A 15,388-nucleotide genomic window follows, 5' to 3' on the forward strand; every position below is an offset into this window, starting at 1 on the left:
ACATGAATATCCATGAACACCAGGCGAAAGCCGTCCTGAAAAGCTTTGGCGCGCCTGTCGCCGAAGGCGTTGCGATTTTCTCCGTCGACGAGGCCAAGGCCGCCGCCGACAAGCTCCCCGGGCCGCTCTGGGTCGTCAAATCCCAAATCCATGCCGGCGGACGCGGCAAGGGCAAGTTCCAGGAGCTCGGCCCTGACGCCAAGGGCGGCGTTCGCCTCGCCTTCTCGAAAGAGGATGTGGTCAAGAACGCACGTGAAATGCTCGGCAATACGCTGGTCACGCACCAGACGGGCCCGGCCGGCAAACAGGTCAACCGCCTCTATATCGAGGACGGTGCCGATATCGATCGCGAACTCTATCTCTCCATCCTGGTCAATCGCGAAACCGGCAAGGTTGCCTTCGTGGTCTCGACTGAAGGCGGCATGGATATCGAGGAGGTTGCCCATGCAACCCCGGAAAAGATCCAGACGCTGAATATCGAACCGCTCGCCGGTGTCACCGACGCCGACGCGGACCGGATTTCCGATGCGCTGAAGCTGACCGGCACAGCGCGTGCCGACATGGGTTCGCTGGCGAAAATCCTCTACAAGGCCTTCACCGAGAAGGATATGAGCATGCTCGAGGTCAATCCGCTGATCGTCATGGAAGACGGTCATTTGCGGGTGCTCGACGCCAAGGTCTCCTTCGACGGCAATGCGCTCTTCCGCCATCCCGACATCATGGAATTGCGCGATACGACCGAGGAAGACGCCAAGGAAATCGAGGCCTCCAAGCATGACCTCGCCTATGTCGCCCTCGACGGTGATATCGGCTGCATGGTCAATGGTGCCGGTCTCGCCATGGCGACGATGGACATCATCAAGCTCTATGGCGCCGAGCCGGCCAACTTCCTCGATGTCGGTGGCGGTGCCACGACCGAGAAAGTCACGGCGGCCTTCAAGATCATCACCGCTGACCCGAACGTCAAAGGCATTCTGGTCAATATCTTCGGCGGCATCATGCGCTGCGACGTCATCGCCGAGGGCGTGGTCGCCGCGGTCAAGGAAGTCGGGCTGAAAGTGCCGCTGGTGGTGCGCCTCGAGGGCACCAATGTCGCGCTCGGCAAGAAGATCATCAATGAATCCGGTCTCAATGTGATCGCCGCGGACGATCTCGACGACGCGGCCCAGAAGATTGTCGCCGCCGTGAAGGAGGCCAAATAGATGTCGATCCTCGTCAATAAAGACACGCGCATCATCGTCCAGGGCCTGACCGGCAAGACCGGTACGTTCCACACTGAACAGGCGCTGGCCTATTACGGCACCAAAATGGTCGGCGGCGTGCACCCGAAAAAGGGTGGCACGACCTGGTCGTCCGGGCTCGACGGTGCGGCAAGCCTGCCCATCTTTGCTTCCGTGGCTGAAGCCAAGGACGCCACCAAGGCCGATGCCTCGGTGATCTATGTGCCGCCTGCAGGGGCCGGCGCCGCGATCATTGAAGCGATCGAGGCGGAAATCCCCTTCATCGTCTGCATCACCGAGGGCATTCCCGTGCTCGACATGGTCAAGGTCAAGGCGCGGCTGGAGAAATCCAGTTCCCGCCTGCTCGGCCCCAATTGCCCGGGCATCCTGACCCCTGAAGAGTGCAAGATCGGCATCATGCCGGGCTCGATCTTCAAGAAGGGCTCGGTCGGAGTCGTTTCGCGCTCCGGCACGCTGACCTATGAAGCCGTGTTCCAGACCAGCCAGGTCGGCCTTGGCCAGACCACGGCTGTCGGCATTGGCGGCGACCCGGTCAAGGGCACCGAATTCATCGACATGCTCGAGCTTTTCCTCGCCGATCCGGAAACCAAGTCGATGATCATGATTGGCGAAATCGGCGGCTCGGCTGAAGAAGACGCGGCGCAATTCCTCAAGGATGAGGCCAAGAAGGGCCGCTCCAAGCCCACCGTCGGCTTCATCGCCGGGGTTACAGCCCCGCCAGGCCGCACCATGGGCCATGCGGGCGCCATCGTCTCCGGCGGCAAGGGCGGCGCGGAAGACAAGATCGAAGCCATGAAATCGGCCGGTATCACCGTCTCGCCAAGCCCGGCCCGCCTCGGCACCACGCTGGCGGAATTGCTCAAGGGCTGAGCCTTTGCGCTGACATGAACAGGCCGCGCGCGGGTCCGTCCCGGCGCGGCTTTTTCATGTCTGGCGTCGCCTGTCAGCAAGTTGGCACCAGTCGCCTGCGAAAACCTTCTGTTTTCCACAGAACGGCCATAGATGGTTGTTAACCGTATCGGCTTAGTCCGTTACGGATCTTTTTGCGATTTCAGGCCTTCCCCCCATGTCTGACCAGACCCGCTCTTCCGACAATCAATCCTTCCTGGATACGTCATTCCTGCAAGGCGCCAACGCCGTCTATCTCGAGCAGATGGCCGCCGCCTACGCCGCCGATCCGGCGAGTGTTCCTGACAGCTGGCGACAATTCTTCAACGCCATGGGCGATTCCGCTGCCGATTCCCGGCGCGCCGCGGCCGGTCCGAGCTGGAAACGCGCCGGCTGGCCGCGCGCCGTCAATGGCGAGATGGTCTCGGCGCTCGGCGATATCGGTGCCGATGAGGCGGCGATGGTCGAGAAAGTTGCAGCCCATGTGGAGCGCACCGCGCCGCAGGCCGACCCGGCCGCGATCCGCAAGGCGACCCAGGCCTCGATCCGCGCCATCATGATGATCCGCGCCTATCGCATGCGCGGCCATCTGGCCGCCGATCTCGATCCGCTCGGCCTGGCCGACCAGGGCGCGCAGCCGGAACTCGACCCGCTGACCTATGGTTTTGATGAGTCGGTGATGGATGAGAGCATCTTCATTGATGGCTATCTCGGTCTGGAAACGGCGACGCCGCGGCAAATGCTGGAAATCCTGCGCCGCACCTATTGCGGCCCGGTCGGCATTGAATTCATGCATATCTCCAATCCGGAGGAGAAAGCCTGGCTGCAGGAGCGCTTCGAGGGGCCGGACAAGGAAATCCGCTTCACCAATGACGGCAAGCGCGCCATTCTCGGCAAGCTGATCGAGACCGAGCGTTTCGAGCAATTCCTGCACAAGCGCTATCCCGGCACCAAGCGTTTCGGTGCCGATGGCGGCGAATCCATGATTCCGGCGCTGGAGCAGATCATCAAGCGCGGCGGCGCCATGGGTGTCGATGACATCATTATCGGCATGCCGCATCGTGGCCGGCTCAATGTGCTCGGCGCGGTGATGGGCAAGCCCTATCACCAGATTTTCCACGAATTCCAGGGCGGCAATACCCAAGGCGAGGAAGAATTCGGTTCCGGCGATGTCAAATACCATCTCGGCGCCTCCTCCGATCGCGAGTTTGACGGCAACAGGGTCCACCTCTCGCTGACCGCCAATCCATCGCATCTCGAGGCGGTCGATCCGGTCGTGCTCGGCAAGGCACGCGCCAAGCAGGAACAGAATTGCCGCGAGCTGGCAGGCACACCGCGCTCGAAAGTCCTGCCGCTTCTGTTGCACGGCGATGCCGCCTTTGCCGGCCAGGGTATCGTGACGGAATGTCTCGGCCTGTCGGGTCTGCGCGGTCACCGTACCGGCGGTGCGATCCATTTCATCGTCAATAACCAGATCGGCTTCACCACCGATCCCAAGGACAGCCGGTCCAGCCCCTATCCGTCCGATGTGGCGCTGATGGTCCAGGCGCCGATCTTCCACGTCAATGGCGATGATCCCGAAGCGGTGGTGCACGCCACGCGCATTGCGACGGAATACCGGCAGCTCTTCGGCAAGGATGTCGTGATCGACATGTTCTGCTATCGCCGCTACGGCCATAATGAGGGCGATGACCCGACCTTCACCCAGCCGATCATGTACCGGGTGATCAAGGATTTGCCGCCGGTCCGCAAGAAATACCAGGACAGGCTGATCGCCGAAGGCTCGCTGACGGCGGCCGAAGTCGAGGCGATGGAAAACGAGTTCGACCTTTTCCTTGAGGCTGAATTTGACGCCGGCAAGTCCTTCTCACGCGAGAAGGCCGACTGGCTCGACGGCCGCTGGTCCGGCCTCGGCCTGCCCGAAAGCGATGATCGCAAGGGCGAGACCAGTGCGACGATGGAGCGCCTGAAAGCCGTCGGCATGGCGATGACGACGGTGCCGGAAGGCATCAATATCCACCGCACGCTCGATCGTGTCATCGGCGCACGCCGCGCCGCTATCGAGTCCGGCGAGGGCCTTGACTGGTCGACGGCCGAGCATCTCGCCTTCGGCACGCTTTTGACCGAGGGCTTCCCGGTGCGACTGTCCGGCCAGGATTGCGGCCGCGGCACTTTCTCGCAGCGCCATTCGCACATTATCGACCAGGAAACGGGCGATCGCCATACGATGCTCAACCATCTCGGCGATGACCAGAAGAAGTATGAAGTCGTCGATTCCATGCTGTCGGAAGAGGCCGTGCTCGGTTTCGAATACGGCTATTCGCTTTCCGCACCGAATACGCTGGTGATGTGGGAAGCCCAGTTTGGTGACTTCACCAATGGTGCCCAGGTTATCATCGACCAGTTCATCTCCTCGGGTGAGCGCAAATGGCTGCGCATGTCCGGCCTGGTGATGCTCTTGCCGCATGGCTATGAGGGCCAGGGTCCCGAGCATTCCTCGGCCCGTCCCGAGCGTTTCCTGCAGCAATGCGCCCAGGACAATATGCAGGTCGCCAACTGTTCGACGCCGGCGAATTACTTCCACATCCTGCGGCGTCAGATCCATCGCAATTTCCGCAAGCCGCTGGTCATCATGACGCCCAAGAGCCTGCTGCGTCACAAGCGTTGCGTCTCGACGCTCGCGGCGATGGGGCCAGGCTCCTCCTTCCACCGCGTCCTGTGGGATGATGCTGATACGAGCTCGCGGCTGGATGGCGAGATTTCGCATTCCACCACCGTGCTCAAGCCGGACAATGAGATCCGCCGCGTCGTCCTGTGCACCGGCAAGGTCTATTTCGACCTGCTCGAAGCGCGCGAGGAGAAGGATATCGACGATGTCTATCTGATGCGCGTCGAGCAGCTCTACCCCTTCCCGTTCAAGGCGCTGCTCGCCGAACTCGCCCGCTTCCCGCAGGCCGAGATCGTCTGGTGCCAGGAAGAGCCGCGCAATATGGGCTATTGGACCTTCGTCGAGCCCAATATCGAATTCGTTCTCGGCAAGCTGGACGGCGCCGCCAAACGCCCGGTCTATGTCGGCCGTCAGCCCTCCGCTTCGACTGCAACCGGTATTGCCGCCAAGCACAAGCATCAACAGGAAACGCTGGTCAATGAGGCGCTGGGTTGATCCCCGGCCGCCGCGTGACCATCCCGTCGCCAACAGGAAAGACATCATCATGACCGACATCACCGTTCCACAGCTCGGCGAATCCGTCACCGAAGCCACCGTTGGCACCTGGTCGGTCAAGGCCGGCGACACAGTCAAGAAAGACGATGTCCTCGTCGAACTCGAAACCGACAAGGTCGCGGTCGAGGTCCGGGCAGAAAATGACGGTGTCGTTGGCACCATCCTCGTCGAGGAAGGCGAAACCGTCGAGATCGGCGCCAGGCTGGCGACGATGAGCGCCGGTGGTGAAGCCGCCGCCGCGGCCGAATCTGCATCTGCCGAGCCGGCCGCTCAGGAAGAGGCGACACCCGCACCGGCCAGCGGCGGCGGTCAAACGATCGAGGCGACCGTGCCGCAAATGGGCGAATCGGTCACCGAAGGCACGATCGGTGCCTGGCTGGTGAAGGTCGGCGATAGCGTCACCGTCGATCAGGCCCTGGTCGAGATCGAAACAGATAAGGTCGCTGTCGAAGTGCCGTCACCGGCCGCTGGCGTGATCGCCGAGCTGATGGTCGGCGAGGGCGACAGCGTTGCGCCGGGCGATGTGGTGGCGAAAATCACCGAAGGCGCGGCAGCCTCTGCCGCTCCGGCCACCTCCGCCCCGGCTGCCGCTGCCGCATCTGCCGGCGGCAGTGACGCCGTGGCCATGCCATCGGCCGCCCGCATCATCGAGGAAAACAAGCTCGATGCCGGCGCCATTGAGGGCTCGGGCCGTGATGGCCGTATCACCAAGGGTGACGCGCTGCAGGCCGCCGCTGCCCCGGCCGCAGCGCCCGCTGCCGCTCCGTCTGCGCCATCTGCGCCCGCCGCTGCTCCCGCTCCCGCCGCAGCGCCGCGCGATACGGGGCCGCGCGAGGAACGCGTGCGCATGACGCGCCTGCGTCAGACCATCGCCAAACGCCTCAAGGATGCCCAGAACGCGGCCGCCATCCTGACGACCTATAATGAAGCCGATATGGGCGCGATCATGGATGCGCGCAAAGCCCATCAGGAGGCTTTCGTGGCCAAGCATGGCGTCAAGCTCGGCTTTATGAGCTTCTTCGCCAAGGCCTGCGTCGCGGCGCTGAAGGAGATTCCTTCGGTCAATGCCGAGATCGACGGCAGCGATATCATCTACAAGAATTTCTACGATATCGGCGTCGCTGTCGGCACCGAGCGCGGTCTTGTTGTGCCGGTGGTGCGCAATGTCGACCAGATGTCGCTGGCCGAGATCGAGAAGGAAATCATCCGCCTGGGCAAGCGCGCCCGCGACGGCAAGCTGACGATTGACGAAATGCAGGGCGCCAGCTTCACCATCTCCAATGGCGGCGTCTATGGCTCGCTGATGTCGATGCCGATCCTGAATGCGCCGCAATCGGGCATTCTCGGCATGCACAAGATCCAGGAGCGCCCGGTCGCCCTGAATGGCGCAGTCGTGATCCGGCCGATGATGTATCTCGCCCTGTCCTATGATCACCGCATTGTTGATGGCAAGGAAGCCGTCACCTGGCTGGTGCGCGTGAAGGAAAATCTGGAAGATCCGCAGCGTCTCCTGTTCGATCTCTAGGCCGGGACGTCTATCGGACGAAGCTGGCGGGGCGCACCCGGTCCAAGATAAAACCAGCGACGGATAAGTGTTGTACCAATGCAGACCTTACGCTGGATCATCATCATACTCGCGCTCGGACGCGTCACCTACAGCCTGCCCTATTTGCTGGCAGCCTGGGCCGGTGACTGGCTGTTCCTGCCCCTGGGCGCGAGTGAGCCGGCCATCCTGACGGCATTGCAGGACGTGCCCACCTGGCTTCTGGCCATCTGGACCAGCTATATGGCGGGCTTTCTGGCGACCGCTATACTGCTGATCGTCGCCTGGCCGAAAGGCGTCAAGCCGGCCTTTCTGACGGCCGCCGCTGCTGTTTCTCTGGATCTGGGATACTGGATCTGGATTATCTCCGAACCCCTCTATCTCAATGTCGACCGCCCGGCCTTCCTGATCCACGATATCATCATGAACCTCGCCAGTTTCGCCGTCCTGCTCGGTGCCGCTGTCTTGCGCTTCGGGCCGCAGCGGCCGGGCTGACAGCCTGCCATACCCGGCCCGGACCGCAGGCCGGGCCTTACCTTCGCTGCCAGAAGGTTGCATATAGTGAGCGTGTCCAATTCCGACTTCCTTTCCAATCCGTGAGGCCCAAATGTCCGAACCCTATGATCTTGTCATTATCGGCGGTGGTCCCGGCGGTTATAATTGCGCCATCCGTGCCGGGCAGCTGGGGCTGAAAGTGGCCTGCGTCGAAATGCGCGGCACGCTGGGCGGCACGTGTCTGAATGTCGGCTGCATCCCGTCCAAGGCCCTGTTGCATGCCTCCGAACTGTTCGAGAGCGCGACGACCGAATTTCCGGCCATGGGTATCATTGCTGGCGAGGTTGAGCTGGATCTGCCGGCCATGCTCGCGCACAAGGACGAGACCGTTGACGGCTTGACCAAGGGCATTGAATTCCTGTTCAAGAAAAACGGTGCCGAATATATTCGCGGCAAGGGCAAGATCCTTGGCCAGGGCAAGGTCCAGGTCGAAACCGATAGCGGCATTTCGGTGCTCGATACCAAGCATATCGTGATCGCTACAGGCTCCGAAGTAACGCCACTGCCGGGCGTGACCATTGACGAGGCGCGTATCGTCTCATCAACCGGTGCGCTGGATCTCAAACAGGTCCCGGGACGTCTGGTCCTGATCGGCGCCGGCGTGATCGGACTCGAACTTGGTTCAGTCTGGCGCCGCCTGGGCGCCGAGGTTGTCGTGGTCGAATATCTCGACCGCATCCTGCCGGGCATGGACAATGAGCTGGCCAAGACCGCGCAGCGAATTTTTGCCAAACAGGGCATGGATTTCCGCCTGGGAACCAAGGTCACCGGTGTCGACAGCTCCGATCCCGGCACGCTGAAAGTGACGCTGGAACCGGCCAAGGGCGGCGAGGCCGAGACGATTGAGGCCGACACCGTGCTGGTCTGCATTGGCCGCCGGCCCTTTACCGCAGGTCTGGGTCTGGAAAATGTCGGCATCGAACCTGATGCTCGCGGCGTCATCGCCAATGACCATTTCCGTACCTCGGCGGAGAATGTCTGGGTTGTCGGCGATTGCACCTCAGGCCCGATGCTCGCCCACAAGGCCGAGGATGAGGGCGTGGCCTGCGCCGAACGCATAGCCGGCAAGGCGGGGCATGTGAATTACGGCGTCATTCCCGGCGTCGTTTATACCTATCCCGAGCTCGCCTCCGTCGGCAAAACCGAGGACGAGCTCAAGCAGGAAGGGCGCAAATACAAGAAGGGCAAATTCCCCTTCCAGGCGAATTCTCGTGCCCGCGCCAATCATGCCACGGACGGATTTGTAAAAATTCTTGCCGATGCGGAAACTGACGAGATTCTCGGGGCTCATATGATTGGCGCCAATGTCGGTGAATTGATCGCCGAGATCTGTCTGGCCATGGAATTCCGCGCCTCCTCCGAGGATGTCGCGCGCACCTGCCACCCGCATCCGACCTTGACCGAAGCGGTGCGTCAGGCGGCGATGGGCGTGGAAGGCTGGAGCATGCAGTCCTGACACGAGATGTGAATTCTGCTAGGCTCCGACTCACGCTCGGGTTTGCTGCGGGAGCCGGGACTGGCCGGAATCCGCAGATCCGCGCCAGGCTGTTCTCGCGAAATCTTGTAAGGACAAACGGCGAATAATGCGGCATGACAACGCACAGAAGAGCGAAACTCCGGCGCCGCCATCGGTCTGAAATGGTGCCCGAGTTGAGTGAATGGAACGCAGCTCAATGCCTGACAGAACCGAAATCGTCTCGCAACGCCTCCGGCTGGTCGCTCTCGACCGGGAGCTGGCGGAACTGCAACTCAATGATCGCCCGGCCTTCTTTGCGGCGCTCGGGGTCGAGCGCGAGCCGTCCTGGCCGCCCGAACTGATGGATGCATCGGCGATGTCGTGGAATCGTGACCAGCTTGCCGCCCATCCCGAGCAGGTTGGCTGGTATGCCTGGGTCTATGTCTCGCCGATCATGAACCGGCTTCTGGGCATTGGCGGATTCCAGGGCGCGCCCACCGCCGAAGGCGAAGTGGAAATCGGTTATTCCATGCTGGTCTCCTATCGCGAGCGGGGTCTCGCGACCGAGGCGGTCAACGCGCTGATGGGCTGGGCCTATGGCCATGAGAATGTCAAACGCGTCATCGCCCGCACCCGCAGCGACCGCAATCCCTCTCACCGGGTGCTCGAAAAGGCCGGTTTCAAACAAGTGTCCACGCATATGGATGCGGAAGAGGGGTTTGAAGTCACCCTGTGGTCGCACGACCGGGCCCAGCTCGCCGCCTGAGCGGCCGAAGCATCAACGCGTTCTTGAGCGCGGATGTGCCCCGTCATAAATCGCCATCAGACGCGTCGCCTCGACATCGGCATAGATCTGCGTTGTCGACAGGCTGGCATGGCCGAGCAATTCCTGGATCGCGCGCAGATCGCCGCCATGGGCGAGCAAATGCGTTGCGAAGGAGTGACGCAGGGCGTGCGGCGTCGCCGTCGGACCCAGGCCGAGGCGGGCGCGCAGGTCTTCCATCAGCTTTTGCACCGTGCGAGGTCCCAGCGCACCGCCACGCGTGCCGCGGAACAGGGCCTGGTCGGCGGTCAGTTCGAACGGGCAGATCGCGGCATAGGCTGCCACCGCCTCGCGCACGACGGGCAGGATTGGCACCAGCCGCGTCTTGCCGCCCTTGCCGGTGATCTGCATGCTGTCGGGCAGGGCCTTGTCGCGCCCGGTCAGGCTCAATGCCTCGGAGATCCGCAGGCCGCAGCCATAGAGCAGCGAGAGAATGGCGACATCGCGCGCCTCGATCCAGTCCGCGCCCTGGGCGCGTCCGGCCTCGTCAATCAGCGCCCGGGCGCCGGCCTCGCTGACGGGTTTCGGTTTGGAGCGTCCCAGCCTGGGGCCTTCGATCAGGGTCAGGGCCGCATTCTCGACGCCCCAGCGCCGCTCCGCATAGCTGTAGAAGGTGCGGATCGCTGAGAGGGCGCGCGCCAGCGAACGTGCCGACAGGCCGTCGCGGCGCCGCGACGCCATGAAGGCGCGAAAATCAGCCGCCTTCAATGCCGCCAGATCATCAAGCGTGACGCCGCGTCCGAGATGCCTGCCGAGAAACGCCGCAAATTGGTCAAGATCGCGGCCATAGGCCTCGACGGTTTTCGGACTCAGCCGGCGCTCGCCGGCCAGATGCTGGCCGAATACCATTCGCGCATTGGCGAGGGGGAGGCTCAGCTCGCGTGCAACCATCGTGTGATCATCCGTTCGACGCAGCGGGCGAGGAAGTTGAGCAATTCCGTGCCCTGGCCGGACTCGAACAGGGTGTGGTCGCGCGCCGCCACCGCCATCAGCCCGTCATGGCCGTTGAAATCGAGCCGGACAATCGCTTCCGATTTCACGCGCTTGCCCTGCTGCCCGTAGAGCGCGTGCGCGCGGTCGGGATTGACCGGGCCCAGCCGTTCGACCTTATTGCCCAGCACCTCGCCGACAAAGCCCTCGGCTGCACCGAGAATGGATTCCCCGGCCGCCAGTGGCGCATGTCCTTCGATGAGGACGCGGCAGACATCGACGCCCAGCGCTCCGGTCAGGCGGCTGGAAATCTTGCGGTCGAGCGCGGCCAGATTGTCGGTTTCCAGCAGCGCCAGCACGGCCATGTGAATCTGCGACTGGGTCGCCAGATTGGCGCGCGCGGTCTCGACAATGCTGGAGTTGAGCGATTTGAGCTGACGCAATTCGCTCAGCAGCTTGGCTCGCGCTGCGGCCCCGAGATCGATAATTCCCTCGCCGGTCTCGCGCTGCGCCATCTGCGCAAACAGTTCGGCATCCTCGCGTACGAAGTCCGGATTGGAGAGCAGGAAGGCGCGGACGCGTTCACCGTCCAGCGGCTCGGCAAGCATGCCCTCGAGATTTTCCGTCATGATGATTCGGCTCCATAGCGATCAGCCTGCAGCTTTGCCTGATACGGTTTCCGAAATGCAAACCAGGCCCGGCAATTGCAGCACTGGCGGGCCGATCAGACGCTGACGGAATGGCGCGCCGCGGTATTGGCCTGCAGATAACCGTCAAACCGCGCCGCCACGACCCGCGCCAGCATGCGGTAATCATTGGCGATCGCGATCCGGCGCCCCTGCCGGTGAATGACGCCATCGCTGAGGAGATCATCGAGATCGGCCTGGTCCAGGGCGCCGCCGAACTGCGCCGCAATGGCGTCGGGATCGGCTTCCAGGTCACACATCAGGCGCTCGATGATCTCGCCGCGAATACGATCCTCGCCGCTTTGGGCAATGCCACGCGCTGTCGCCAGATGTCCCGATTCGATCGCCCGGCTCCAGCTGGCGACATCGGCCGTATTCTGGGCATAGCCCGCCGGCATCTGGCTGATCGCCGAGGCTCCGAGACCGATCAGAAAACTCGCCTGGTCGGTGGTATAGCCCTGGAAATTGCGCCGCATCGTCCCGGCATTCGCCTGCCGGGCCATTTCGTCGCCGGTGCGGGCATAATGATCAATCCCGATCGGATGATAGCCGGCCGCCTGCACCGCGACGGCGATGGCCAGGGCCTGTTCGATGCGGGCTTCGGTGCCGGGCAGGTCCTCGTCGCGGATCAGTTTCTGATGCCGTTTCATGTGCGGCACATGGGCATAGCCAAACACCGAGAACCGGTCGGGCTCCAGCGCCAGCGCCGCCGTGACGGTCTCGCGGCAGGCCTCGAGCGTCTGGCCGGGCAGGCCATAGAGCAGGTCAAAGCTGAGATTGGTGATGCCTGCCGCGCGCAGGGCGTCAGCGCAGGCGGCGACGGTCTCAAGCGGCTGAATACGATTGATCTTCGCCTGCACGCCGGCATCAAAGGTCTGCACCCCGAGGCTGGCGCGGTTGAAGCCCAGGCGGGCGAGATGACTGGCCAGCGAGGCCGTAAAAATGCGCGGATCGATCTCGATCGCGATTTCGGCCGTATCCAGCACGTCAAAGCGCTGGCGCAGGCTTTCCATCACGGCGCTGAGCTGGTCTTCGCTGAGAATGGTCGGTGTGCCGCCGCCAAAATGAATGTGGGCGATGCGCCGCCGGCCGGCCATGCGGCCGGCGACCAGATCGATTTCCTTCAGCAAGGTCGCGGCATAGCTGGCGACGGGTTCATCGCGCGTGGTCGCCCGCGTCGAGCAGCCGCAATACCAGCACATCTCGCGGCACCAGGGGATGTGGAGATAAAGCGAGCCGGCGGCATCCGTGTCCAGCGCCCCCAGCCAGTCGCCAAACACATCGCCATCGATACCGGCATGGAAATGCGGCGCCGTGGGGTAGCTGGTATAGCGCGGCGTATTCTGGCGGGCATATTTGAGCAGGGTCGGGGAGAGTGTCATTGATCGCTCCAGCGTGTGCGAAGTTCTGTATTGACACTTATCAAGCCTGGCCCCGCAGCACAGGTGACATGGCGCCGCAGCGGGGCCGGCGCGCCTTGTCTATTCCTCGCCGGGGCCGGCCGCCGCGGCAGTATCGATTTCCTGCTCGAGATCAGCAATGACAGACTCGATACGCGGGTTTCCCGGGTCGAGGGCCAGCGCGGCCTGATAATGGCCAAGGGCAGAGAGAGGATCGCCGCCTGCCCACACCGCCTCGCCAAGACTGTCATGGACATTGGGCGAGCTGGCATGGCGCTCGACATTGGTGCGAAACGGGTCTTGCGCCGCGGCCGGGCCGTAGACGTTGAACAGATTATAGCCGAAGCTGTTGAGCAGGCCCTCCCGGCCGGCTCCGTCAAGACCTTCCGCGTCCGCATGGCGATCGAGTCGCTCCAGCACGGCGGGCCAGCCCTGTGCGCTGTAGACCGGGGTGAGGTCCTCGAACAGGATTTGCAGCCTGGTGGCAATGCCGGGCACGATCTCATTGGCGAGCGCGGCGGTCAGCCGCCGCTGCGAGGTTTCGCGCGGCCCGCCATTGTCGAGATAGATGACGGTCACATTGTCGTCCGGCGCGCCGGTCCGGAAGGCGTGCATCAGATTGACCCGGCCACCGCCGCCATGCCCCACAGTCGTGAACTCGCCAAGGTTCTGATACTCCCAGCCAGTGGCATAAGCGCCGGGGCGGCCATTATTGAGTGGCATGGGCTGCCAGTGATCGAGCAGGGTCTGGCGGGCAAGCAGTTCGCCCTCCACCAGGGCCCGGGTCCAGGCTTTCAGATCAGCCAGGCTGGTATTGAGCCCGACGGAAGAGTGCACATAGGGCGGGTAGACCGGAAATTCCGAAGCCAGCAACGCTCCGTCCGCGTCCTGTCCGCGATACAGCACGATCCGGTCCTGATCAGCCAGTATCCGGCCGCCAAAGCTTGAATCCTCCAGGCCGAGACGCGCGATCTGATCGCTGCCGACCAGATCGGCATAGCTGCGGCCGCTGACGGCTTCCAGCGCCTTGAGAACGAGCAGGAAATTGGTCTGGTTATAGCGGGACACATCGCCCGGCGGGTTCAAGAAGTCCGCGTTACGGACCAAGGTCATGGCGTCCTGCGCATTTGCCGGCACGTTCGGGTGGAAATAATATTCCGGCAGTCCGGATGCGTGCTCCAGTAATTGCCGCACGCGAAGCGTCCGCCACGCTTCGGGAAGGTCGGCGACATATTGGCCAATCGGGGCATCAAGGTCGAGTTCGCCGCGTTCGACCGATTGCATCACCGCAATGAGGAAGAAAAGCTTGGACATCGAGAAGACGGCATAGAGCGTATGCTCGGTCGGCACGTCCGGCCGGCCCAGGCGTTCGAGCCCGTCATGGCGCTCAAACACGAGCTGCCCGCCGCGGAAAATCGCCACGGAATATCCGACCGGGGCGTAAACCTCCATCATGGCATCGAGGCGGGCATTCAGTGCCGCTTCGGTCGCGGCCGGCAGTTCAGTCCCGGCTGCCGGGGCCGCCTCCATCCCGGCCGGTTCGCTGCACGCCGCCGTCATCAAGCCCAGGCTCAAGCCCAGCACACCCGCCTGAAAGGAAATTCCCATGCTACAACCCCGATTGTGCTGGCGGTCCTGTTCCGGCCGGGCGCCATGCCCGGGCTGAAAGGTCTGGCCGCTGACCCCGTGGCCTCCAGATCTAGCACGGCGTTTGCGCCGGCACAGGCTGGAAAACCAGCGGCCCTGGCGCAGCTGGTCCGCGCCCGCATCGCCGCCAGGTGACAGACCTCAAACGCCGGTTCGCGCTTTCGGTCGAGGGGTGCGTGTCACCTCGAAGTGTTTTGCGTTACATTGCCTGCATCCCACGATCTCGCCCAGCCAAACAGGAGCGCGCCCATGGTTCTCAACGCGAAGCAGAAGGCCTTGTGTGAGGGCCATGATTTCGACTTCTCATCCCTGTCGGCGCTCTTCCTGAACTGCACCCTCAAACCGGCCGGCACGCCGTCTCACACCGAGAGCCTGCTCAATGTCTCCAGCGCCATCATGGCCGCCAATGGCGTTGCGGTGGAGATGCTGCGCCCGGTCGATTTCGATCTGGCGCCGGGCGTCTATCCCGACATGACCGGGCACGGCTTTGCCCGCGATGACTGGCCACAGATCAGCGCCAAAGTCATGGCGGCGGATATCCTGGTGATCGGCACGCCGATCTGGCTTGGCGAGGAAAGCTCGGTCTGCCGCCGCCTGATCGAGCGGCTCTATGCCGAGTCGGGCAAGCTGAACGCGAAGGGGCAGTCGATCTTCTATGGCAAGGTCGGCGGCAGCGTCATCACCGGCAATGAGGACGGCATCAAGCATTGCGCCATGGGCATTCTCTACGCCCTCGGGCATCTCGGCTATACTATCCCGCCCCAGGCCGATTGCGGCTGGATCGGCGAGGCCGGCCCCGGTGCCAGCTATGGCGATGACGGCGCCGGCTTCGACAATGATTTCACCCAGCGAAACACCACCATCATGAGCTGGAATCTGATGCATCTGGCCCACATGCTCAAAACCGCCGGCGGCCTGCCCAGTCACGGCAATGACCGAAACGCCTGGAAAGCCGGTTGCCGCTTCGACTACGAGAATCCGGAGCATCGCAGCTAG

General features: G+C 63.1%; 12 protein-coding genes. 8 read left to right on the forward strand and 4 right to left on the reverse strand.

What is annotated here, in order from left to right:
• Positions 1 to 2: 2 nt before the first annotated feature.
• The 7 genes from sucC to AAC023_RS03950 all read left to right on the forward strand — a co-directional run bounded on the left by sucC (position 3) and on the right by AAC023_RS03950 (position 9,672).
• Positions 3 to 1,202 (forward strand): ADP-forming succinate--CoA ligase subunit beta, encoded by a 1,200-nt coding sequence (gene sucC, locus AAC023_RS03920; protein ID WP_339738335.1) that lies wholly within the window; start codon positions 3 to 5, stop codon positions 1,200 to 1,202.
• A complete protein-coding gene (gene sucD / locus AAC023_RS03925) occupies positions 1,203 to 2,111 on the forward strand; it encodes a succinate--CoA ligase subunit alpha (protein ID WP_339738337.1) in 909 nt (302 codons plus the stop codon).
• 196 nt (positions 2,112 to 2,307) lie between these two features.
• Entirely contained in the window at positions 2,308 to 5,292 is a 2,985-nt protein-coding gene (locus tag AAC023_RS03930; protein WP_339738338.1) for a 2-oxoglutarate dehydrogenase E1 component, read from the forward strand.
• 49 nt (positions 5,293 to 5,341) lie between these two features.
• Positions 5,342 to 6,877, forward strand: a complete 1,536-nt coding sequence (odhB, locus tag AAC023_RS03935; RefSeq protein WP_339738339.1) for a 2-oxoglutarate dehydrogenase complex dihydrolipoyllysine-residue succinyltransferase — start codon at positions 5,342 to 5,344, stop codon at positions 6,875 to 6,877.
• Positions 6,878 to 6,955: 78 nt separating this feature from the next.
• Positions 6,956 to 7,390 carry a hypothetical protein gene (locus AAC023_RS03940; RefSeq protein ID WP_339738342.1) on the forward strand — a complete coding sequence of 145 codons (435 nt, stop codon included), beginning with the start codon at positions 6,956 to 6,958 and terminating at the stop codon, positions 7,388 to 7,390.
• A gap of 112 nt (positions 7,391 to 7,502) precedes the next feature.
• Positions 7,503 to 8,906: a dihydrolipoyl dehydrogenase gene (lpdA, locus tag AAC023_RS03945; protein WP_339738344.1), complete on the forward strand. Its 1,404-nt coding sequence runs from the start codon at positions 7,503 to 7,505 to the stop codon at positions 8,904 to 8,906.
• Between the two features lie 217 nt (positions 8,907 to 9,123).
• On the forward strand, positions 9,124 to 9,672 hold the full coding sequence (locus tag AAC023_RS03950) for a GNAT family N-acetyltransferase (RefSeq protein ID WP_339738346.1): 549 nt from the start codon (positions 9,124 to 9,126) through the stop codon (positions 9,670 to 9,672).
• 12 nt (positions 9,673 to 9,684) lie between these two features.
• Here the strand turns inward: AAC023_RS03950 and AAC023_RS03955 are convergent, their stop codons facing one another.
• The 4 genes from AAC023_RS03955 to AAC023_RS03970 all read right to left on the reverse strand — a co-directional run bounded on the left by AAC023_RS03955 (position 9,685) and on the right by AAC023_RS03970 (position 14,353).
• Entirely contained in the window at positions 9,685 to 10,620 is a 936-nt protein-coding gene (locus AAC023_RS03955; RefSeq protein WP_339738348.1) for a tyrosine recombinase XerC, read from the reverse strand.
• A complete protein-coding gene (locus AAC023_RS03960) occupies positions 10,602 to 11,288 on the reverse strand; it encodes a DUF484 family protein (RefSeq protein ID WP_339738350.1) in 687 nt (228 codons plus the stop codon). Before AAC023_RS03960 ends, AAC023_RS03955 begins: the two co-directional genes overlap by 19 nt.
• A 95-nt stretch (positions 11,289 to 11,383) precedes the next feature.
• Positions 11,384 to 12,727 (reverse strand): oxygen-independent coproporphyrinogen III oxidase, encoded by a 1,344-nt coding sequence (gene hemN, locus AAC023_RS03965; RefSeq protein ID WP_339738352.1) that lies wholly within the window; start codon positions 12,725 to 12,727, stop codon positions 11,384 to 11,386.
• A 99-nt stretch (positions 12,728 to 12,826) separates the two neighbouring features.
• The gene (locus AAC023_RS03970) at positions 12,827 to 14,353 is read right to left on the reverse strand and encodes a serine hydrolase domain-containing protein (protein WP_339738354.1); all 1,527 of its coding nucleotides are present in this window, start codon (positions 14,351 to 14,353) and stop codon (positions 12,827 to 12,829) included.
• 288 nt (positions 14,354 to 14,641) lie between these two features.
• Here AAC023_RS03970 and AAC023_RS03975 point away from each other — a divergent pair, with 288 nt between their 5' ends.
• Positions 14,642 to 15,388, forward strand: a complete 747-nt coding sequence (locus tag AAC023_RS03975; RefSeq protein WP_339738356.1) for an NAD(P)H-dependent oxidoreductase — start codon at positions 14,642 to 14,644, stop codon at positions 15,386 to 15,388.

Origin of the sequence: uncultured Maricaulis sp. (assembly GCF_963976135.1) — a bacterium.
GTDB lineage: Bacteria > Pseudomonadota > Alphaproteobacteria > Caulobacterales > Maricaulaceae > Maricaulis.

Coding starts and splice junctions, on each gene's coding strand:
- sucC (WP_339738335.1), top strand. CDS start 3: ATGAATATCCATGAACACCAGGCGAAAGCCGTCCTGAAAAGCTTTGGC.
- sucD (WP_339738337.1), top strand. CDS start 1,203: ATGTCGATCCTCGTCAATAAAGACACGCGCATCATCGTCCAGGGCCTG.
- AAC023_RS03930 (WP_339738338.1), top strand. CDS start 2,308: ATGTCTGACCAGACCCGCTCTTCCGACAATCAATCCTTCCTGGATACG.
- odhB (WP_339738339.1), top strand. CDS start 5,342: ATGACCGACATCACCGTTCCACAGCTCGGCGAATCCGTCACCGAAGCC.
- AAC023_RS03940 (WP_339738342.1), top strand. CDS start 6,956: ATGCAGACCTTACGCTGGATCATCATCATACTCGCGCTCGGACGCGTC.
- lpdA (WP_339738344.1), top strand. CDS start 7,503: ATGTCCGAACCCTATGATCTTGTCATTATCGGCGGTGGTCCCGGCGGT.
- AAC023_RS03950 (WP_339738346.1), top strand. CDS start 9,124: ATGCCTGACAGAACCGAAATCGTCTCGCAACGCCTCCGGCTGGTCGCT.
- AAC023_RS03955 (WP_339738348.1), bottom strand. CDS start 10,620: ATGGTTGCACGCGAGCTGAGCCTCCCCCTCGCCAATGCGCGAATGGTA.
- AAC023_RS03960 (WP_339738350.1), bottom strand. CDS start 11,288: ATGACGGAAAATCTCGAGGGCATGCTTGCCGAGCCGCTGGACGGTGAA.
- hemN (WP_339738352.1), bottom strand. CDS start 12,727: ATGACACTCTCCCCGACCCTGCTCAAATATGCCCGCCAGAATACGCCG.
- AAC023_RS03970 (WP_339738354.1), bottom strand. CDS start 14,353: ATGGGAATTTCCTTTCAGGCGGGTGTGCTGGGCTTGAGCCTGGGCTTG.
- AAC023_RS03975 (WP_339738356.1), top strand. CDS start 14,642: ATGGTTCTCAACGCGAAGCAGAAGGCCTTGTGTGAGGGCCATGATTTC.